We start from the raw sequence: 19,214 nt of genomic DNA, 5'->3' as shown, positions 1-19,214 counted from the left end.
GGCCGCACCCCCATCCCCGACCCCGGACCAACCCCCAGCCCATCCCTCGTTCTTCCCTCGGGAGCCTTCGTGTTCGTCAACGCATCCATACGCCGCCCGGGCCGCAGCAGAACCCGGGCCTCCGCCGCCGCCCTCGCCGTCTCCCTGGCCGCCGTCGCCGGATGCAGCGGCGACAGCGGCTCCGGCGACGATACGGTGAAGGTCGGTCTGCTGGCCGCCCTTTCGGGCACGTACGAGGCCGTGGGCACCGACCTGCGCGACGGCTTCCAGCTCTACCTGGACACCCACGGCGGGAAGCTGGGCGGGCTTGAGGTCGAGCTGTCGGTGGGCGACGAGGGGGACGGGCCGCCCACCGCCGTGCCTGCCGCCACCAAGATGGTGAAGAAGGACCGGGTCGACGTGATGACCGGCATCGTCGCCAACGGCTCGTACAACGCGGTGCTGCCGATCCTGGAGCAGAACAAGATTCCGCTGGTGAGCTCCAACGGCCGGCCCGAGGTCAAGGACGTCAGCCACGTCTGGCACACCAGCTTCCTGTCGAACGAACCCGGCGCCGCCATCGCCGAGTACGTCAAGGAAGAGGTCGACGGCCCGGTCTACGCCATCGGCCCGGACTACCAGGGCGGCTACGACCAGGTCGGCGGCTTCACCGAGACGTTCGAGGAGGTCGGCGGGGAACTCGCCAACCCGGACGGCGAGACGACCTGGACGCCGTTCCCCGACACCACCAACTTCACCCCCTACTTCGCCGACATCGCCGAGTCCGACGCCGAGGCCGTGTACACCTTCTACGCCGGCAAGGCGGCCATCGACTTCGTCAAGCAGTACGCCAAGTCCGATGTCGCCGACCTGCCGCTCTACACCCCCGGCTTCCTCACCGAGGGCAGCGTGCTCGCCGCCCAGGGCGACGCGGCCGAGGGCATCAACACCGTCCTCAACTACGCGGCCGACCTCGACAACGACGCCAACCGCAAGTTCGTCGCCGACTGGACGGCCGAGCACGACAGCCTGCCCACCGAGTACGCGATGGCCTCGTACGACGCCGCCGCCGTGCTGGACCTGGCCATCGCCGACGCCGCCGACAAGGGCGAGGTCACCTCGGAGACCATCAACGAGGCCATCGGCAACCTCGGCCAGATCGAAAGCCCTCGCGGCACCTGGGCGTTCGGCAAGAAGTCGCACGCACCGGTGCAGAAGTGGTACCTGCGCGAGGTCCGGAAGGACGGCAAGCGGCTTTCCAACGTCACGGTCCAGGACCTGGCCACGCTCGGCGGCTGACGTGGGGGCACTCGACGCCCAGCTCGTGCCGGCGGTCGACGGCGTCGCCTACGGGCTGCTGCTGTTCGTCGTCGCCGCCGGCCTGAGCCTGGCGTTCGGCACCGCCGGCGTGCTCAACCTGGCGCACGGCACGCTGTACGCGGTCGGCGCCTACACCGGCGCCGAACTGAGCGACGGCACCTGGGGCGGCCTCGTCCTCGGCCTCGTCGCCGGCACCGCCGCCGCCTGCGCGGCGGGAGCGGTCCTGTCGGCGGCGACGGCGCCGCTCGCCCGCCGCGGCCATCTCGACCAGGCGCTGCTGACGTTCGGGCTCGCGCTGATCGGCGGCAACCTGCTCGTGGAGGGGTTCGGCGCGGACGACATGCCGGTGCGCGTCCCCGAGGCGCTGGACACCTCCGTCGACCTCCTCGGCCACCGCTACCCCGCCTACCGGCTCGGGTTCATCGTGATGGCCCTGGTCCTCGCGGCCGCCGGCACCTGGGTCCTCACCCGCACCCGCGCGGGCGCGGCGGTACGGGCCGCCGCCGACGACCCGGAGATGCTGGCCACCACGGGACTCAGCCCCCGGGCCGTGCACACCGGGGTGCTGGCCGCGGCCGGCGCGCTGGCGGGCGCCGCGGGCGTCCTCGGCGCACCGATCATCGGCCCCGGGCCGAGCACCGGGGACACCGTGCTGATGCTCTCCCTCGTGGTCGTCGTCCTCGGCGGGCTGCGGTCGCTGTGGGCGACGCTGCTGGCCGCCATCGGTGTCGGCGAGGTGCAGACGCTCGGGGTGTCGGTCGCCCCCGACTGGGCGCCCTACCTGCTCTTCGCCGCCATGGCCGCGGTGCTGATCCTGCGCTCCGGGCGCGGGCTGGCCGAGCCGCACGGCCCCGGGCACGACACCGACCCGCCGCCCGACCCGGCGGAACGGCTGCGGCGCCGCCTCGCGCGGGTGCCGTGGCCGTGGCGCGGCGCGAAGGGCGAGCGCGGGGCGAAGACGGCGGCCGGTACGGCAGCGGCGGAAACGGCGGCGGCGGACACCGCAGCGGCCCGTACGGCGGCGGATACGGCAGCGGTCCGTACGGCACCCGTGAAGGACACGCCCACCGGACGGCCCGCCCCCGGGCGGGTCGCCGCGGCGGCCCGCGCCGCCGCCCCGCTGCTCGTCCTCATCGCCGTGCTGGCGCTGCTGCCCACGGTCCTCGACGCCTACTCCCTCTCCCTCGCCGGCTACGCCCTGGCCCTCGGCCTCCTCGCGGTCAGCGTCACCGTGGTCACCGGCTACGCCGGGCTGCCCACTCTCGGCCAGACCGCGCCGTTCGCCGTCGGCGCGTACACCACCGCCAAGATGGCCGAGCAGGACTGGACCGTCGGCCCGGTGCAGGTGGCCGTCTCCGCCGTCGCCGCCGCCGCGTTCTGCGTGGTGACCGGCCCGGCGGTGATCCGCGCCCGCGGCACCACCGTGCTCATGATCACCCTCGCCGTCGGCGAGCTGACCGCCGTCGCCATCGGCCAGTGGAAGTCCGTGACCGGCGGCACGGACGGCCTCGTCGGGTTCCCCTCCACGCAGGCGTTCTGGGGCGGCGCGCCGCTCTTCGACGAACTGGCGATCTACCAGTACGCGGCGGTCGTCGTCGTCTGCGTCGTCGCCGTGGCGCTGGTGCTGCTGCGCTCGCCGGCCGGCAAGCTGCTGACCGGCTCGCGGGAGGCGGAGGAGCGGATGCGCGCCTCGGGCCACCCCGTGACGCGGTACCTGCTGGTGGCGTACGTCGGCGCGGGCGCGCTGGCGGGCGCGGGCGGGTCGCTGCTCATCGCCGTGCAGAGCTACGTCTCCCCGGCCGACGTCGGCTTCGAGATCGCCGCGCTCGCGCTGCTCGCGGCCGTCATCGGCGGCATCACGTCGGTGATCGGCGCGCTGGTGGGCGCCGGGCTCATCGTCTACACCCGCGACTGGCTCGCCTCGTCCTGGCCCGGCCACGGGCCGCTGCTGCTCGGCGCGCTGTTCGTCGCGGCCGTCTACCTGCTGCCCCGCGGCCTCGCCGGGCTGGTGTCCGGGACACCCCGCCCGGCCCCCGCCGACGGCGGGGACGACCCGGGCGCCGCCGGCGGCGACCCGGCGCACGGCGCGGGCGGCGCGGGGCGGGTGCCCGGACCGCGGAGCCCGGGCGACGGCGGCGCGGAGGGCGACGGCGGCGCGGAGGTCGACGGGCCACCGGAACCGGCGGACGCGGGTTCCGCGGTACGCGTACGGAAGGGGACCCCGTGACCGCCTCCGCCACCCCGGCGCCCGGACCCGCGTCCGCGCCCGCCGGGGCCCCGGCCCTCGAACTCACCGGGCTCACCCGGCGCTTCGGCAGCCTCACCGCCGTCGACGAGGTCTCCCTCGACCTGCCCGTCGGCGCCCGGCACGCCCTCATCGGGCCCAACGGCGCCGGCAAGACCACCCTGCTCAACCTCATCGCCGGCACCGAGCGCGCCGACCGGGGCGCCATCGCGTTCCTCGGCCGCGACGTGACCCGTACCGCACCCGCGCGGCGCAGCCGGCTCGGCATCGCCCGCAGCTTCCAGCAGCCGGCCGCCATCCCGGACCTGACCGTCCTGGACAACGTGCTGCTGGCCTCCTGGCGGCACCACCTCGAACGGCGCGGCGCCTGGCGGCGGACGGCCCGCCGGGCGCGGCTGGCCGAGGCCGCCGCGGAGCGGCTCGCCGACGTCGGCCTCGCCGGGGTGGCGGACCGGCCGGCGGGGTCGCTCTCGCACGGCCAGCGGCGGCTGCTGGACCTGGCCGCCGCGCTGGTCGCCCGGCCGCGCGTGCTGCTGCTCGACGAGCCCGCCGCCGGGCTCACCGACCGGGATGTGGCCCGGCTGCTGGACGTGCTCGGCGCGCTGGACGACGGCATCGCCGTGCTGCTGGTGGAGCACAACACCGAGGTGGTCGCGCGGCTGGCCCGTACGGTCACGGTGCTGGTGACGGGGCGGGTGCTGGCCTCCGGGCCGGTGCGGGAGGTGTTCGAGCTGCCCGAGGTGCGCGACGCGTACCTGGACGCGGCGGCAGCGGCGGACACCCCGGCCCCGCCGGGAGCCCCGGCCGCCGCGGCCGCCCCGGCCGCCGCCACCGACCCCGACGACACCGGCGCCACGAGGTGACCCGCCCCATGCTCCGCATCTCCGGACTGTCCGCCGGCTACCACGGCGGCACCGTGCTCCACGACCTCGACCTCGACGTCCCCGAGGGCAGCGTGCACGCCGTCGTCGGCCACAACGGCGCCGGCAAGACCACCCTCGTCCACACCGTCGCCGGCCTGCTGCGCCCGGCCACCGGCACCGTCGAGGTCGCCGGCCGCGACGTCACCGGCCGCCCCGCGCACCGCATCGCCCGGGCCGGCGTCGGCCTGGTCCCGCAGGGCCGCCGGGTGTTCGCCCGGCTGACCGTCGCCGAGCACATCCGGCTCGCCCACCGCCCACCCCGCGCGCCCGGCGGCGGCCGCCCGTGGACGCCGGAGCGGGTGCTCGGCCTGCTGCCCCGGCTCGGCGAGCGCAGCACCCACCGCGGCACCGACCTCTCCGGCGGCGAGCAGCAGATGCTCGCGCTGGCCCGCGCGCTGCTGGGCTCGCCCCGGGTGCTGCTGCTGGACGAGCCGACGGAGGGCCTGGCGCCGCTGCTGGTGGGCCAGATCCTCGACCTGGTCCGCACGCTGGCGGGGGAGGGGCTCGCGGTGCTGCTCGTCTCGCCCAGCCCGGCGTCGGCGGCGCAGTGCGCCGACACGGTCACGGTGCTGACCTCGGGCCGGGCCACCGCCCGGCTGGCCGGGCCGGCGGTGCGGAAGGACCCGGCGGAGCTGCACGAGGCGCTGGCGCTGACCGCCCACTGACCCCGCGGACCGCCCGCTCTCACCCGTTCTCACCCGCTCGTCCGCCGCCGGCTGGCGGGAGCCGCGGCGGTGGGCAAGCCTGGGGAGACGGCAGGCGGGGACCCGTACGACGGAGGCGGATGGTGAGTGCACCGGTGCTGGTGGGCGTCGACGGGTCGCCCGCCGGCTTGGCGGCGGTCGCCGTCGCGGCGCGCGAGGCGCGGATGCGCGGCATCGGGCTGCGCGTCGTCCACGCCTTCTTCTGGCCGATGATGCGGGTGCCGCTGGAGCCGTCCTCGATGGGCCCGCCGGAGGGCGGCCTGCGCAACCAGGCGGAGCGGACGGTCGAGGAGGCCCTGCGGCACGCCCGCGAGACGGCCCCGGACATCGAGGCGGAGGGCGCCGTCGTCACCGGCGACACGCTGCCGGTGATGGCGGAGGAGTCCCGCGGCGCGGCGCTGGCCGTCGTCGGCAGCCGCGGGCTCGGCGCGTTCACCGGGCTGCTCCTGGGCTCGACGGCCGTCCACCTGGCGGCACACGGCCACTGCCCCGTCCTCGTCGTACGCGGCGCGGGCGACCCGGCGCGCGAGGGCCCGGTGATCGTGGGCGTGGACGGCTCGCCGTCCGGGGGCGCGGCGACCGAGTTCGCGTTCGCGGCGGCCGCGAGGCGCGGCACCGCACTCGTCGCCGTCCACGCCTGGTCCCCGTGGCGGGCCGAGGCCCCCGCCCCCCGGGACCCGGCCGCCCCGTACGCGAGCGCCCCGGGCGAACTCGCCGCGAACGAGGAGCGCCTGCTCGCCGAGGCCCTGGCGGGCCGTCAGGAGCGCTACCCGGACGTGCCGGTCGAGCGCCGCGTGCTGCGCGGCGGCCCCCGCGAGGCGCTGATCGAGGCGAGCCGCGAGGCGGCCCTGATGGTGGTCGGCGCCCGCGGCCGCGGCGGCTTCACCGGGATGCTGCTGGGCTCGGTGAGCCAGGCGGTGCTGCACCACGCCGACTGCCCGGTGGCGGTGGTCCGCGCGGGCGGTGGGGAGGACTGAGGGGGCGGTTCCCTACCCGCGCCGCCGCAGCAGCACCACCGCGACTGCGCCGCCCAGCACGACGACCGCGAGCCCGACGACGAGCGCGCTGGACATCCCCGAGTTGAACGCCTCCCGCGCCGCCCCGGCGAGTTCGGCGCCGCGCGCGCCCCCGATCCCGTCGGCGACGCGCAGCGCGCCGGCCAGCGAGTCGCGGGCGGTGTCGGAGGTCCCCTCGGGCAGACCTTCGGCGGTCCGGCCGACCTCCGCGCGGTAGGCGGAGTTGAAGACGCTGCCGAGAACGGCGATCCCCAGGACGCCGCCCAGTTCACGGGTGAGGTCGTTGAGCGCGGAGGCGACGCCCTGCTTGTCCGGCGGGAGCGCGGCGACGATCGCCTCCGTCGCCGGGGTGGCGGCGAAGGCGACGCCGGCGCCGAGGAGCGCGGTGGCGGCGAGGAACCCCCCGATTCCGGAGCCGTCGACGACGGCGGCCAGCACCAGCAGCCCGGCGGCGATCAGCGCCATGCCGAGCCCGATGACCGCGGCCATTCCGTACCGCCTGGCCAGCCCGGGGGCAACGGGGGAGAAGACCATCGCGCCGACGGCCATGGCGACGAGGGCGAGCCCGGCGCGCAGCGGCGAGTAGCCGAGGATCTCCTGGAGGTACTGCAGCCCCAGGAAGAAGAACCCGAACATGGCGAGCGTCTCCGCCGTGATGACCAGCGCGCCGGCCGAGACGCCGCGCAGCCGGAACACCCGCAGGTCGAGCAGCGGGTGCGGGGTGCGCAGCTCCCACCGTACGAAGGCGCCCAGCGCCACGGCCCCGACGGCGAAGCCGGCGAGCACCGAGCCGTGCCCCCAGCCCCGCTCCGGGCCCTCCACGATGCCGAAGACCACCGCCCCGATGCCGGTCACGGACAGCCCGGCGCCCACGACGTCCAGCGGCACGGCGACGGCGGCCCGGGAAGCGGGGGCGAGCACGGCGGCGGCTGTCAGGGCGGCGGCGAGGACGGCGTTGGCGGCGAAGACCGAGCGCCAGGAGTACGCCTCCAGCAGCCCGCCGGTGAGCAGCACGGCCAGCAGCGCGGAGCCGAAGCTGACGCCGGACCAGATGCCGACGGCCCGGCCGCGGCCCTCGGGCGGGTAGACGGCGGTGATGATCGACAGGGTCATCGGCATGACGAGCGCCGCGCCCACCCCGGCCGCGGCACGCAACACGATGACCAGGGCCACGTCGTCGACGAACAGGACGGCGCCGGAGGCGAGTCCGAAGACGGCGAGCCCGGTGAGCAGCACGCCCTTGCGGCCGTACCGGTCGCCCAGCGCGCCGCCGGCGAGGAGCAGGCCGGCGAAGGTGACGCCGTACGCGTTCATGATCCATTGCAGCTCCGCCTCGCTGGCCCGCAGGTCGCGGGCCATGCCGGGCACCGCCACCAGCAGCGAGGCGAGCATGCCGACGACCACGGCGAGCGCGAGGCACATGACGGTCAGCACGGCGGTGCGGCGGCCGGGGCCGACGGTGGGTGACGGCATACGGGATCCGCCCTCTCAAACAGTCGATTGAAGCGATCGTTTGAATCTCTATCACGCCGTCGTTGCCACCTTCAAGCGATCGTTTTAAACTCCTGATCGATGCCCACGCCACGCTCCGCCGCCACCCGCACCCGTCTCCTCGACGCAGCCGAGCGGCTGTTCGCCGAGCACGGGTTCGCCGCGACCTCGCTGCGCACCGTCACCGACGCCGCCGACGCCAACGTCGCCGCGGTCAACTACCACTTCGGCTCGAAGGAGGGGTTGCTGCGCGCGGTCGTCCAGCGCGCCATGGCCGCCGTCAACCAGGAGCGCCTGCGTCTGCTCGACGAACTCCGCGGCGCCGCCCGCCCCCCGGTCGCGGCGGACCTGGTGCGCGCCTTCGTCGTCACCGGCGCGCGCGTCGGCGGCGCCCGGGCGGGCGGCGCGGGCCTGCGGCGCTTCCTGGGCCGCCTCGTCTGTGAACCGGACCCGGCGATCCGCCGCCTCTTCGGCGCGGAGGTCGCCCCGGTGGAGGGTGAGTACCTGAAGGCCCTCACGGCGGCGCTGCCCCACCTCGCCCCGGACGAGGTGGCCTACCGCTACCGTGCGATGGTCGGCCTCCTGGCTCTCCACCAGTCGGGCACCCTCGCCGACTTCCATCCGGGCCCCACCCCGTCGCCGGCGCCCACCCCGAACGACGTGGAGCACCTGACGTCGATGCTGACGGCGGCCTTCGAGGCTCCGCCGGCGCGGGTGCCCGAGCGCTGAGCGTTCGCACGTCGTTTCGTCGGAAACGTGAGCGGACGGCGGCGTTCGCTGGTAGAAAGTGTGGTCTCACGGGAGTGATCTATCGCTACACTCCCCGGCTGGGGAAAACCCGAGGAAGGGTGCGACTTGCGTACCATTGTTCAGTCGGTGACGGTCGTTGCGCTTGCCTTTGCTTTCATTGCAATCGCAAATCAGTGGATGTACTCCGAGCCCGTCGACGCACCTGCGGGCTCGGGCGTACACGCCGTCGCCTGACGTCCGGACCGGCTTCTGGCGACCTGGTCAGGAGCCGGTCATCCCGCTTTCCCCGAGCAGCCGCGCCAGCCGGTCCACGTCCGGGCGCGCGTCCAACGCGCGGTAGAGCGCCATCGACCGTTCCGCGCACCGCCGCATCTCGTCCTGGTCACCCGCCGCCAGCGCCACCCGGGCCAGCCCTTCCAGCGCCTGCGCGCTACCGAGGGGAATGCCGGCCTCGTCGGCGATCCGGTGGCCGAGTTCGTACGTCTCGTGTGCGGCGGTGAGCTTCCCCGACTGTCGGTGCACGTCGGCCATCCCGACCAGCGCCCGCTGGCGTTCGTAGGCGTTCCCGATGGTCGCGGCCAGCCTCGCGGCCATGCCGAAGTGAAGCACGGCCTCGCTGCGCCGCCCGCTGTCGGCGTACGTGTTGCCCAGGCCCGTCAGCGCGTGGACCTCGCCCAGTGCGTCACCGCTCGCCCGGTGGCTGTGCAGCGCCTCGTGGAAGGAGGCCAGCGCTTCGGCCGTGTGGCCGGTCGCATGGTGCACGATGCCGAGGTTCGTGGCGAGTATGGCCAGGTCGCGGCGTTCGCCGTGGCGCTGCATCAGGGCCAGCGACTGCTCGTAGCATGCGCGGGCCGAGGCATGGTCGCCCTCTTCGCGTCGAAGCTCCCCGACGTTGTTCCACGCCCTCGCCTCCCCATAGCGATCGCCGATTTCGCGGCGCAGGGCCAGCGTGGCGTGGGCGGTATCCACGGCCTCGCCGTGGCGCCCGGCGTAGACGAACGCGAGGCCCTGGACGTTCAGACACTGGGCCTCGCCGTGCCGGTCCCCTTCCTTTGCATAGAGGCTCAGCGCCTCGTTCAGCACCCGCAGGGTCGCCTCGCTGTCCCCGGCCGTGACATGGGCTCGGGCAATCTGCAGCAGTGCGTCCGCGCAGCCCCGGTCGTCTTCGCTGCGCCGGAACTCCGCCAGCGCCTCGCGGGCGCTGCGCAGGGCTTCCTCCGGACTCTCACTGGCGACCTGCGCCGCGTGGTCCACCAGGGTGCGGGCCAGCGCGGCGGAGTCGCCGCGGGCGCGCAGGGCGGCGACGGCCGCGTCATAGAGCCCGGCCGCCGACTCACGGGCGTTCCAGCGCTCCAGGGACGGCGCCAGCACGTGCGGGAACAGCGCCGCCGTCGCCGGCGAGTCGGTGGTGGCCTGGGCCGCGGTGGTCAGGAGGTTGGCCCGCTCCACCGACAGCCACACCGACGCCTCGTCGGCGTTCGCGAACTCCGGCGCGTACGGGGAGACCAGTTCCGGCGGCAGGGGCAGGAGGCGGTGGTGCGGGTGGGCCAGGCGGGTCGCGCGGTGGGCCCCGGTCAGGTGGTGGGCGGCGAGCCGGCCGAACGCCGCCTGCCGGGCGCCCGGCCGCCCGCCGCGCGGGCCGCCCACCCGGCGGCCGAAGTCGCGGGTGAGGTCGTGGAGGCGGTAGCGGTCCTGTACGGGCTCGTCCAGCAGGTTGCAGTCCTGCAACTCGTCGAGGCAGCGCCGCGGCCCGGCCGGCGGGGCGTCCGGCGCCGCGCCCACGAGCGCCAGCACCGCGGTCGGCGTGAGGTCGGGGCCGGGGGCCTGGGCCAGCGCGCAGAGCATGTCCTGGGCCGGCGGGCTGAGTTCCTCGTACGACAGCCGGAAGGCCGAGGCCACCGCGTCGTCCAGCTCGTCGAGGGGGTGGGCGGCCCGGCGGAGCCGGTCGAGGAGGTGCGCGAGGTCCCAGGAGTCGCGGTGCCGGAATCGGCCGGCGAGCACCTGGAGCGCGAGCGGGTGGCGGTCGCAGGCGGCCACGACGGCGTCCAGCGTCGCGCCGTCGCCGGGCAGCCGCGCCGGGCCGACGATACGGGTGAACAGTTCCGCCGCCTCCGCCGCCGACAGCACGTCGAGGCGCAGCGACGTGGCGCCGTCGAGCCGCAGGTGGTTGCGGCTGGTGACGATCACGCGGCAGTCCGGAGAACCGGGCAGCAGCGGCTCGACCTGCGCGGCGTCGCGGGCGTCGTCGAGGACCAGGAGCAGCCGCCGGCGCGCCGTCCACTCCCGCCACGCGCCCGCCCGCTCGTCCAGCGACTCCGGCAGCTTCGGCGCCCCGCAGGTCTCCAGCAGCACGGCCAGCGCCACGGCCGGGTCGTACGGCTGCCGTCCGCTGAACCCGCGCAGATCGAGGAAGAGCTGCCCGTCGGGGTACGCGCCGCCGAGCCGGTGCGCGACGTGGACCGCCAGGCTCGTCTTGCCGACGCCGGGCATCCCCTGGATCACGGTCAGCGGCAGGGCGCGCTTCGCGTGCCGCCCGGGCGCCGCCTCCGGGCCGGCGAGGAGCAGGCTCAGCTCGCTCGTCCGGCCGGTGAAGTCGTGGGTGTCGCGCGGCAGGTTGGTACGGGGCGCGGGCGCCACCGCCGCGTCCACCGGGGTGCCGGCGGCCGGTGTCGGGGCGGCGAGCAGGTCGCCGTCCTGCTCCAGGATGCGCTGGTGCAGGTCCCGTAACTCCGCCGAGGGCGCGATCCCTTGTTCCTCGTCGAGCCGGCGGTGCGTGGTGCGGTACAGGTCGAGCGCCTCCGCGTGCCGCCCGCAGCGGTACAGCGCCAGCATGAGGGAGGCGACGAGCCGCTGGGCCAGCGGGTCCGCCGCCACCAGCTCCCCCAATTCCGCGATGAGGTCCGCGTGCCGGCCCGTCTCCAGCTCCAGCCGGATGCGCTGCTCCCGCACCCGCCGCAGGTCCTCGACCAGCCGGGCGCGGGCGGAGGCCGCCCAGGTGCCCGGGAACTCGGTCAGCGGCTCGCCCCGCCACAGCGACTCCGCCGCGCGCAGCAGGCCCACGGCCCGCCGCCGCTCGCCGTGGCCCACCGCCGTCGCGCTCTGCACCCGTAACTCCTCGAAGCGCAGCAGGTCGACGCTGCCCGGCGCGACCCGCAGCCGGTACAGCCCCGGCGAGGGCCGCTCCAGCTCGACGGTGTCCCGGTACGGTTCCAGCCGGCGGCGCAGCCGGGAGAGCAGGCTGTGCAGCGTGCCCGGGGCGCTCGGCGGCGGGGAGCCGTCCCAGACCCGCTCGGTCAGCGCCCCGGCGGTCACCGAGCGGCCGCGCGCGTGCACCAGTACGGCGAGGACGCAGCGCTCCTTCACCGAACCGAGGTCGCGGCGCTGCTCGCCCTGCCAGAGTTCCAGCGGTCCCAGAGCCCGTAATTCCACCCGTCGCTCACCATCACCCCGCGCACAGGTCCCGTCCCGTGGTGGCGGTGCCCCGCCCGCACGCCGGGGACACCACACCATCGCCACGAGGGCCGGGATCCGCCAGGGGAGCGGAACGGGGCGCACGGGTGCGTGCGCCCGGCGCGCGGAAGCCCGCCCGCACGCGGAGTGCAGGATTCCTGCAAGCCTCGGCACAGTCTCCGGGGGCAGCCCGCCTGTGTGGCCGCGAAGCCACGCGGCCGCCTCGGCCGGCGATCGGCCGGAGCAGAGGGAGACGGGGAACGGCAGGGATGAGCATGGCGATACGGGAAGGGCGCTGGCACGTGCCGGTGCGGCTCGACGTCGAGCGGTGGGCGACGCGGCGCACCACCAGGCGGGTGCTGGTGGTGGTGCACACGGTGACGTCCGGGCAGCGGGTGCTCGAAGCGGTGCGGCTGCTGGACGGGGACCCGCGGGTGCAGGTCTGCTTCACCGCGGCGCCCGACGTGTTCACCAACGGAGTGACGGCGTTCCTGGAGCGCCTCGGCGGCCTCGTGCTGCCCTGGGACCAGGCGGCGCAGACCAGGTTCGACCTCGCCCTGGCGGCGGCCCACGGCAGCCTGCACGAGCTGCACTCGCCCGTGCTGGTCCTGCCGCACGGCGCCGGGCACAACAAGATGGTGCCCGAACGCGGCCGCGGGCGCCTCGCCGGGGCGCGCGGCACGTACGGGCTGGCGCGCCAGATGCTGGTCCGCGACGGAACGGTGGTGCCGGAGACGATCGTGCTGGCGCACGAGGAGGCGCTGTCCCGCCTGGGGCGCGAGTGCCCCGAGGCGCTGCCCGTCGCCGCGGTCGTCGGCGACCCGGTCTACGACCGCATCCAGGCCAGCCGCCCGTCCCGTGCGCTGTACCGCGCGGCGCTGCGGGCCGGTGCCCGGCAGCGGCTCGTCGTGGTGTGCTCGACCTGGGGGCCGGCGTCGCTGCTCGGGCAGGGCTGGGAGCTGCTGCACCGGCTGGTGCGGGAGCTGCCGCGGGACGAGTTCCGGGTGGCGGCGCTGCTGCACCCGAACGTGTGGAACGGCCACAGCGAGTGGCAGATACGGAGCTGGCTGGCCGAACTGGGCCGGGCCGGGCTCGCCGTGGTCGTCCAGCACTCGGAGTGGGTCGGCCCGCTGGTCGCCGCGGACGTGATCGTCGGCGACCACGGCTCGTCCACCCTCTACGCCACGGCCACGGGCGCGCCGGTGCTGCTCGCCGACGTCACCGGCGCCGACGACCTGCACCCCGACTCGCCGATGGCGGAGCTCGTCTCGTTCGCGCCCCGGCTCCGCGCCGACCGGCCGCTCGCCCGGCAGCTCACCCGCGACGTCCGCGCGTCGGTCCGGCCGCGCTACGAGCACGTCGCCGGCCGCATCAGCTCGGAGCCGGGCCGGTTCGCGCGGCTGATGCGGGCGCTGCTCTACCGCAAGCTGCGGCTACGGGCGCCGGGCCGCCGGCCGGGCCCGCCCGGCACCGAACCGGCGGCGCTGCCGCGGCTGGTGGCGCACGCCGACCCCGGCGGCCCGGTGGTGCCGTGACCGGCGGGGCGGGGACGGTGTGCGTCGTGACGGCGGCGGAGCTGGTGGCCGCGGTGGCGGCCGTAGCGGTGGACCCGGACGGCGCGCCGGCGGGCGGCCCGCGGGTGCGGCGGCCCGGGCGGCCGCGGTCGCGGCCGTCACCGGGTCCGGTGCACCGCGTGCGGGTCGCGGTCCGGCGGGACGGCACCGGAGCGCCGGACGCCGGCGTCCGGCGGGGCGGTGCTTCGCCGGAGGCCGACGAGCACCTGCGGGTGGGTCTGCCCGCGCCGGCTCCGTGGCCCCGGCTGGCCGACGTGCTGCTGACGCCGGGCCGCGGGCCGGCCGACGTCCCGGCCGTGGCGGCGCGCCACCCCGGGGCCCTGGTGGTGGCGGTGTACCGGGGCGGACGGTGCTGGCTGCGGTGCGGCGGCCGGGTCCACTCCCTGCGGATCCCCGACGCCGACGCCGACGCAGGCGCCCCCGCCCCCCGCCCCGACTCCGGGTGGCGTTGGCGCGCCGTGGCCTCCGCGGTCCACGCCTGGCGGACCGCCGGACTGCTCACGGCGCCGCTCACCGGGCCCGTACGGCTGCGGACCGCGCTGCCGCCCGCGGGACGGGGGACTCCGGTGACCGCCGCGCCCCCGGGGTGACGGGCCGTCACCCGTCCGCCGGCCGCCGCAGCCGCTCCCGTACCGCCTCTGCCTCGGGCGAGTCGGCGCGGCCCGCGGCGGCGTAGAGGTCCAGTGCCTCGCGGAAGCGGATCCGGGCCTCTTCCGGGGCGCCGCGGTGCTCGGCGAGCGCCGCGGTGCCCGCCACCGCGCGGGCCGTCTCGTAGTCGGCGCCGCAGTCGCGGAGCGCGGCCAGCGCGGTGGTCAGGTGGCCCTCGGCCCGCTCCGGCAGGCCGCGTTCGAGGAAGGCGTGGCCCAGGAGCGTGCCGGCCCGGGCGGCGTTGTACGCGTCGCCCACCTCCCGTAGTACGGCGAGCGCCGCCTCGGCGTCCTCGGTGGCCGCTTCCGGGCGCCCGCCGGCGAGCGCGACGTCGGCGAGGTTGAGGCGGGCGAGTCCGCCGGCGCGCACGTCGCCGGCGGCGGGCAGTTCCGCGGCGGCGCGGGCGAACAGCCCGGCCGCCCGCCCGGCGTCGCCGAGCCGCTGGTGGGCGAGGCCGCGGTAGTTGAGCGTGCGGGCCTGGCCGAGGGCGTCCCCGGCGCCCCGGAACAGCCCGGCGGCCTCCTCGAACATCTCCAGCGCCCGCGCGTGCCCGCCCGAGTCCAGCTCGACCAGCCCGCCGGAGGTGAGCATGCGGCACTGGGCGGCGACGTCGCCCAGTTCGCGGGCGGCGGCCAGTCCCTCCTCGTGCGCGGCGCGCCCGTGTTCGTACGACTTCCGGCGGATGAAGTGGGGCCACATCGCGTCGGCGGTCTGCCAGGCCGCGGTGGGCACCCCGGCGGGGCGGGCGCGGCGGATGACGGCCATCAGGTTGGCCAGTTCGCGCTCCAGCCAGTCGAGCGCGCCGGGTGAGTCGTCGCCGACGTGCGGCGGGAAGCGCGGGCCGGGCCCGTAGTCGCGCGGGAGGGTGCGGTGCTGCGGGTCGACGATCTCCTCGGCGCGGGTGGCACCGGCGAGGTAGTGGTCGATCACGCGGCGCAGGGCGGCCGCCCGCTCCGCGGCCGGTTCGCGGGCCTCGGCGGTGTCCGAGGCGTGCAGGCGCACCAGGTCGTGCAGCCGGTGCCGGTCCTCGCCTACCTCGGTGAGGAGGTTGGCGTCGAGGAGGTCGTCGAGGGGAGGCCCGGCCTCGTCGCCGAGGGCGGCCGACGCCGCCGCGCCGCTGAACTCCGGGCCGGGGTGGACGCCCAGCAGCCGGTAGAGCCGGGCGGCGCGGGAGGGCAGTCCGCGGTACGACACGTCGAGGCTGGCCCGTACGTCGTGGTCGTCCCCGGGGATCGACAGGGCCGCCAGCCGGCCGCGTTCCTCCGCGAGGGCGCTGTGCATGGCGGCCAGCCCGCGCCGCGGCCGGGCCGCCAGCCGGGCGCCGATCACCCGCACCGCGAGCGGCAGTCCGGCGCACAACTCGACCAGGGAGCGGGCCGCTTCCGGCTGGGCGGCGACCCGGTCGTCCGCGAGGGTGGCGCCGAGCAGTTCGACGGCCGCCTCGCCGGCGAGCGGTTCGAGGTTGAGCGCGCTGCCGCCGTCGACGACCAGCCCGCCCAGCCGGCTCCGGCTGGTCACGACGACCACGCTGAGGCCCGCGCCCTGCAACGGCCGCACCTGGCCGGCGCTGGCGGCGTCGTCGAGGAGGACGACGAGTCGCCGCCCGCCGGTCAGCGACCGGTAGAGGGCCACCCGTTCCGCGAACGTCCCCGGCACGCGCTCCGGCGGCACGCCCAGCGCGCGGAGGAAGCGCCCGGCGACCTCCTGCGGATCGGCCGGTCCTGTCGGGGAGTGGGCACCGAGGTCCGCGTACAGCTGGCCGTCGGGGTACTCCGGCCGCAGCCCGTGCAGCCAGGACAGCGCGACCGCCGTCTTGCCGACGCCGCCCAGCCCGCTGACGGCCGCCAGCGTGCCGCGCCCGGCGCGTAACGCGCGCACGCGCCGCGCTTCGAGCGCGGCCACCTCCGCGGCCCGGCCGATGACCCGCGCGCCGGGCGGAAGCTGCCACGGCACGTCGCGCGCCGCGGCGGCGGCGTGGACGTGGACGTCGCCGTGCACGGCTCCGGCCTGGATGACGGGACCGTGGACGGTCCCGCCGACGTCGTTGCGGCTGACGTGCCCTGCATCCCGGTGCACCCGTCCCTCCCGAACCGTCCGCAAGGGGCCGGAGGCATGTGTTCCACCCCCGGTGCGCGGCAGTCCCGAGAGCGCCGCGTCTCCTGCGGAGAGTATGCGCGACTCCCGGAACCCGCCATCCCCGGCCGGCGGCCCCGAAGAACCGGTTCCCCGGGGCCGTGGGCCCCGACACAAGGGTCTGACCTGCACGTCTGTGGGCGTGCGCACTGGTGATCGTCAGCCGCGGTACGCCCGGGTCACCCGGTGACAGTCGGCTCTGTACCGCCCCGGGGCCGTCAGGCGCCGATGCCCGCGAGGAGGAGGTCCACCGTGCCCTCCAGGAACGCCTCGTCCAGCGGCTCGCGGGTCAGCAGCACCCGGGTGTGGAGCGGGCCGAGCAGGGTTTCGAAGGCCAGGCGGCGGTCGACGCCCGGGCGGAGTTCGCCGCGGGACTCGGCGCGGTCGAGGACCGTCGCGCCGGCCGCGAAGCGGGCGGTCCAGAACTGGTCGCGGGCCGCCTCGTACTCCGCGAGGTCCTCCTGCACCGCCATCCGCAGCAGCAGCCCGCCCAGCGGGGTGCGGACGAAGGCGGCGGCGTCGCGGAGGAGGGCGAGGAGGTCGCCGCGGAGGGTGCCGGTGTCGGGGGTGGGGAGGTCGGTGCCGGTGCGGTCGAGGACGGCGTCGAGGGCGAGGGCGGACTTGGTCCCCCAGCGGCGGTAGATCGATGTCTCGTGCACCCCGGCGCGCTGGGCGACCTCGGCGATCGACAGCGCGTCGGCGCCGCGCTCCAGGACGACGTCGACCGTCGCCTGGAGCACGGCGGCGCGTACGCGGGCGCTGCGGCCGCCCGTTCTGCGGGTGGCCGGCTGGCGGCTGCTTTCCGGCATCCCGCCAACCTAGCGCAGGTCAGTGCGGCGTCGGCGGCTCCGGGCGGGTGCGGGGGAGGGTGGCGACGAGCGCCGCGGTCACGGCGGTGAGCCCCATGCCGCCGGCGGCGAAGACGGTGATCAGCGTCCAGAAGTCCGGGGGGAGAACCATCGGTCGTGCCTCCTGCCAGTTAACGCTGTGATTCTTGCTTTAAGGTACGCCCGGTGCGAGCACTAATGCAAGTTGACTTGCGTTACGTGCGGGGGGAGGTCAGGAGTACGTTCGTGACGGATTCGCCCCGCCCGCGCCGACGAGCGCGGGCGGACACCGACGAGCACCCGGGAGCCCCGCATGACCGGCGACTTCGCCCCGTTCACCGCCGACGACTACCGCGCCCGCATGCGGCACGCCGCCCGCTCCGTCGCCGACGCCGGCCTCGCCGGGCTGCTCGTCGCCCCCGGCCCCGACCTCGTCTGGCTCACCGGCTACGCGCCGCCCGCCGCCACCGAGCGGCTCACCCTGCTCGTACTCGTCCCCGGCCGGGACCCGGCGCTGGTGGTGCCGAAGCTGGAGGCCGGGGACGCCGCCCGGGCGGCCGGCGGGCCCGCGCTGACCCTGCGCGACTGGACCGACGGGCAGAGCCCGTACGCCGCGGCCGCGTCGCTGCTCGACGCCCGCGGCCGGTTCGCCGTCAGCGACGGCGCCTGGGCCCTGCACCTGCTCGGGTTGCAGCGCGAGCTGCCGGACTCCTCGTACGTCGCCGTCTCCGACGGGCTGCCGATGCTGCGCGCCGTCAAGGGCCCCGCCGAGCTGGAGCGGCTGGCCGCGGCGGGCGCCGCCGCCGACGCCGCGTACGGGGAGATCGTGAAGGTCCGCTTCGCCGGCCGTACGGAGGCCGAGGTCGCCGCCGACCTGGCCGCGCTGCTGCGCCGCTTCGGGCACTCCCAGGTCGACTTCACCGTCGTCGGCTCCGGGCCCAACGGCGCCGACCCGCACCACGAGGCCGACGACCGCGTCATCCGCGACGGCGACATGGTCGTCCTCGACTTCGGCGGCCTCGTGCACGGCTACGGCTCCGACACCACCCGCACCGTGCACGTCGGCGAGCCCACCGCCGAGGAGCGGGAGGTCCACGACGTCGTACGGGCCGCGCAGGAGGCCGGCTTCCGGGCCGTGCGGCCCGGCGTCCCCTGCCAGGAGGTCGACCGGGCGGCCCGCCGGGTCATCGACGACGCCGGCTACGGCGCGTACTTCATCCACCGCACCGGGCACGGCATCGGCACCACCACCCACGAGCCCCCGTACCTGATCGAGGGTGAGGAGCAGCCGCTCGTCCCCGGCATGTGCTTCTCCGTCGAACCCGGCATCTACCTGCCGGGCCGCTTCGGCGTCCGCATCGAGGACATCGTGACCGTCACGGAGACCGGCGGCAGGCGGCTCAACGACACCTCCCGCGAGCTGGCGGTCGTCTCCTAGCCCCCGCCGCGCCCGCCGCCCCCGCCGCGCCGCCGGGGCGTCCGCGGCAGCCGCCGCAGCCCGGTCCGCAGCAGTCCGAAGGCGTGCTCCGCGTCCGCCACCGCGCCCGGGTAGCGGGTGGCGGCGGGCTCGCCGTACGCCAGCCGCTCGGCGTTGTCCCGGGCCAGCGTCCACCGCACGGCGACGATCTGCGCGGCGGCCAGCCGGGCGGTCGGCTCGGGGGTGTCCGCGCTCTCCCGCAGCGCCTCGGCGAGGGCGCGTTCCGCGCCGGTGCGGAACCGCTCCATCCGGGCCACCAGCGAGGGCGCGTCGAGGATCATCCGGTGCAGCGCGCGCGCCTCGGGCCGGTCGTCGAGCCCGGTGACCGGGTCCCGTTCGCGCAGGCCGCGCAGGAAGTCCTCGCGCAGCGCGGCCAGCGGGGCGGTGTGCGGCGGACGGGCCCGTACGGCGCGGGCGGCGGCGGTCTCGTGGTCGGCGAGGCGGTGGGCGACGAGGTCTTCCTTGCTCGGGAAGTACGCGAAGAGCGTGCGCTTGGACACCTCCGCGGCCTCGGCGACCTGCGCCACCGAGACCCCGGCGAAGCCGTGCCGGAGGAACAGCGTGATCGCCGCCTCGGAGATCGCCGCCCGGGTGCGCCGCTTCTTGCGTTCCCGCAGCCCTGGTTTGCCGTCCACGGCGCTCACCGTAGCAAACGGGTATCCCGGGGGGATTTGTTG

15 protein-coding genes are annotated in these 19,214 nt (G+C 76.4%); 9 read left to right on the top strand and 6 right to left on the bottom strand.

All coding sequences use genetic code 11. The annotated features are described in order from the left end of the window. Positions 1-69 precede the first annotated feature (69 nt). From ACHZ99_RS07900 to ACHZ99_RS07880, 5 genes are all read left to right on the top strand, one after another. A complete protein-coding gene (locus ACHZ99_RS07900) occupies positions 70-1,278 on the top strand; it encodes an ABC transporter substrate-binding protein (protein ID WP_420303665.1) in 1,209 nt (402 codons plus the stop codon). A 1-nt stretch (position 1,279) separates the two neighbouring features. Continuing rightward, a complete protein-coding gene (locus ACHZ99_RS07895; protein ID WP_420303664.1) occupies positions 1,280-3,526 on the top strand; it encodes an ABC transporter permease subunit in 2,247 nt (748 codons plus the stop codon). After that, positions 3,523-4,407, top strand: coding sequence for an ABC transporter ATP-binding protein (locus ACHZ99_RS07890; RefSeq protein WP_420303663.1), 885 nt, complete (start codon positions 3,523-3,525; stop codon positions 4,405-4,407). Before ACHZ99_RS07895 ends, ACHZ99_RS07890 begins: the two co-directional genes overlap by 4 nt. An 8-nt stretch (positions 4,408-4,415) precedes the next feature. Next, on the top strand, positions 4,416-5,132 hold the full coding sequence (locus tag ACHZ99_RS07885) for an ABC transporter ATP-binding protein (RefSeq protein WP_420303662.1): 717 nt from the start codon (positions 4,416-4,418) through the stop codon (positions 5,130-5,132). Positions 5,133-5,251: 119 nt separating this feature from the next. Further along, positions 5,252-6,148 carry a universal stress protein gene (locus ACHZ99_RS07880; RefSeq protein ID WP_420303661.1) on the top strand — a complete coding sequence of 299 codons (897 nt, stop codon included), beginning with the start codon at positions 5,252-5,254 and terminating at the stop codon, positions 6,146-6,148. 12 nt (positions 6,149-6,160) lie between these two features. On the opposite strand, the gene ACHZ99_RS07875 is transcribed toward ACHZ99_RS07880, so the two are convergent. Further along, a complete protein-coding gene (locus ACHZ99_RS07875) occupies positions 6,161-7,660 on the bottom strand; it encodes an MFS transporter (RefSeq protein WP_420303660.1) in 1,500 nt (499 codons plus the stop codon). 99 nt (positions 7,661-7,759) lie between these two features. On the opposite strand from ACHZ99_RS07875, the gene ACHZ99_RS07870 reads away from it, so the two are divergent. Beyond that, positions 7,760-8,407, top strand: a complete 648-nt coding sequence (locus ACHZ99_RS07870) for a TetR/AcrR family transcriptional regulator (protein WP_420303659.1) — start codon at positions 7,760-7,762, stop codon at positions 8,405-8,407. Between the two features lie 282 nt (positions 8,408-8,689). Here ACHZ99_RS07870 and ACHZ99_RS07865 read toward each other — a convergent pair whose 3' ends face one another. Then, positions 8,690-11,857, bottom strand: a complete 3,168-nt coding sequence (locus ACHZ99_RS07865; RefSeq protein WP_420303658.1) for a BTAD domain-containing putative transcriptional regulator — start codon at positions 11,855-11,857, stop codon at positions 8,690-8,692. Positions 11,858-12,147: 290 nt separating this feature from the next. On the opposite strand from ACHZ99_RS07865, the gene ACHZ99_RS07860 reads away from it, so the two are divergent. Together ACHZ99_RS07860 and ACHZ99_RS07855 are read left to right on the top strand one after the other, a co-directional pair. Continuing rightward, positions 12,148-13,413 (top strand): hypothetical protein, encoded by a 1,266-nt coding sequence (locus tag ACHZ99_RS07860; protein ID WP_420303657.1) that lies wholly within the window; start codon positions 12,148-12,150, stop codon positions 13,411-13,413. Between the two features lie 26 nt (positions 13,414-13,439). Next, positions 13,440-14,042: a hypothetical protein gene (locus tag ACHZ99_RS07855; RefSeq protein WP_420303656.1), complete on the top strand. Its 603-nt coding sequence runs from the start codon at positions 13,440-13,442 to the stop codon at positions 14,040-14,042. Positions 14,043-14,049: 7 nt separating this feature from the next. Here the strand turns inward: ACHZ99_RS07855 and ACHZ99_RS07850 are convergent, their stop codons facing one another. The 3 genes from ACHZ99_RS07850 to ACHZ99_RS07840 all read right to left on the bottom strand — a co-directional run bounded on the left by ACHZ99_RS07850 (position 14,050) and on the right by ACHZ99_RS07840 (position 17,193). After that, complete coding sequence (locus ACHZ99_RS07850) at positions 14,050-16,176, bottom strand: NB-ARC domain-containing protein (protein ID WP_420303655.1); 2,127 nt, start codon at positions 16,174-16,176, stop codon at positions 14,050-14,052. Between the two features lie 275 nt (positions 16,177-16,451). Continuing rightward, positions 16,452-17,042, bottom strand: coding sequence for a TetR/AcrR family transcriptional regulator (locus ACHZ99_RS07845; RefSeq protein WP_420303654.1), 591 nt, complete (start codon positions 17,040-17,042; stop codon positions 16,452-16,454). 19 nt (positions 17,043-17,061) lie between these two features. Continuing rightward, positions 17,062-17,193, bottom strand: a complete 132-nt coding sequence (locus tag ACHZ99_RS07840; RefSeq protein WP_420303653.1) for a hypothetical protein — start codon at positions 17,191-17,193, stop codon at positions 17,062-17,064. 180 nt (positions 17,194-17,373) lie between these two features. On the opposite strand from ACHZ99_RS07840, the gene ACHZ99_RS07835 reads away from it, so the two are divergent. Continuing rightward, positions 17,374-18,498: a M24 family metallopeptidase gene (locus tag ACHZ99_RS07835; protein ID WP_420303652.1), complete on the top strand. Its 1,125-nt coding sequence runs from the start codon at positions 17,374-17,376 to the stop codon at positions 18,496-18,498. Here ACHZ99_RS07835 and ACHZ99_RS07830 read toward each other — a convergent pair. Then, the gene (locus ACHZ99_RS07830; RefSeq protein WP_420303651.1) at positions 18,495-19,172 is read right to left on the bottom strand and encodes a TetR/AcrR family transcriptional regulator; all 678 of its coding nucleotides are present in this window, start codon (positions 19,170-19,172) and stop codon (positions 18,495-18,497) included. The two genes, ACHZ99_RS07835 and ACHZ99_RS07830, sit on opposite strands and share 4 nt — an antisense overlap. Between the last annotated feature and the right edge of the window lie 42 nt (positions 19,173-19,214).

The sequence above is a fragment of the Streptomyces sp. MAR4 CNX-425 genome (genome assembly GCF_048656465.1).
In the GTDB taxonomy this organism is placed as follows: domain Bacteria; phylum Actinomycetota; class Actinomycetes; order Streptomycetales; family Streptomycetaceae; genus Streptomyces.
Note: the sequence above shows the minus strand (reverse complement) of the source record. Positions and strands in the feature narration are given on the sequence as shown.

Excerpts from the sequence above, each read along its gene's own strand:
- ACHZ99_RS07860 (WP_420303657.1), top strand. The coding sequence starts at position 12,148 with ATGAGCATGGCGATACGGGAAGGGCGCTGGCACGTGCCGGTGCGGCTC.
- ACHZ99_RS07880 (WP_420303661.1), top strand. The coding sequence starts at position 5,252 with ATGGTGAGTGCACCGGTGCTGGTGGGCGTCGACGGGTCGCCCGCCGGC.
- ACHZ99_RS07845 (WP_420303654.1), bottom strand. The coding sequence starts at position 17,042 with ATGCCGGAAAGCAGCCGCCAGCCGGCCACCCGCAGAACGGGCGGCCGC.
- ACHZ99_RS07840 (WP_420303653.1), bottom strand. The coding sequence starts at position 17,193 with ATGGTTCTCCCCCCGGACTTCTGGACGCTGATCACCGTCTTCGCCGCC.
- ACHZ99_RS07885 (WP_420303662.1), top strand. The coding sequence starts at position 4,416 with ATGCTCCGCATCTCCGGACTGTCCGCCGGCTACCACGGCGGCACCGTG.
- ACHZ99_RS07875 (WP_420303660.1), bottom strand. The coding sequence starts at position 7,660 with ATGCCGTCACCCACCGTCGGCCCCGGCCGCCGCACCGCCGTGCTGACC.
- ACHZ99_RS07835 (WP_420303652.1), top strand. The coding sequence starts at position 17,374 with ATGACCGGCGACTTCGCCCCGTTCACCGCCGACGACTACCGCGCCCGC.
- ACHZ99_RS07870 (WP_420303659.1), top strand. The coding sequence starts at position 7,760 with ATGCCCACGCCACGCTCCGCCGCCACCCGCACCCGTCTCCTCGACGCA.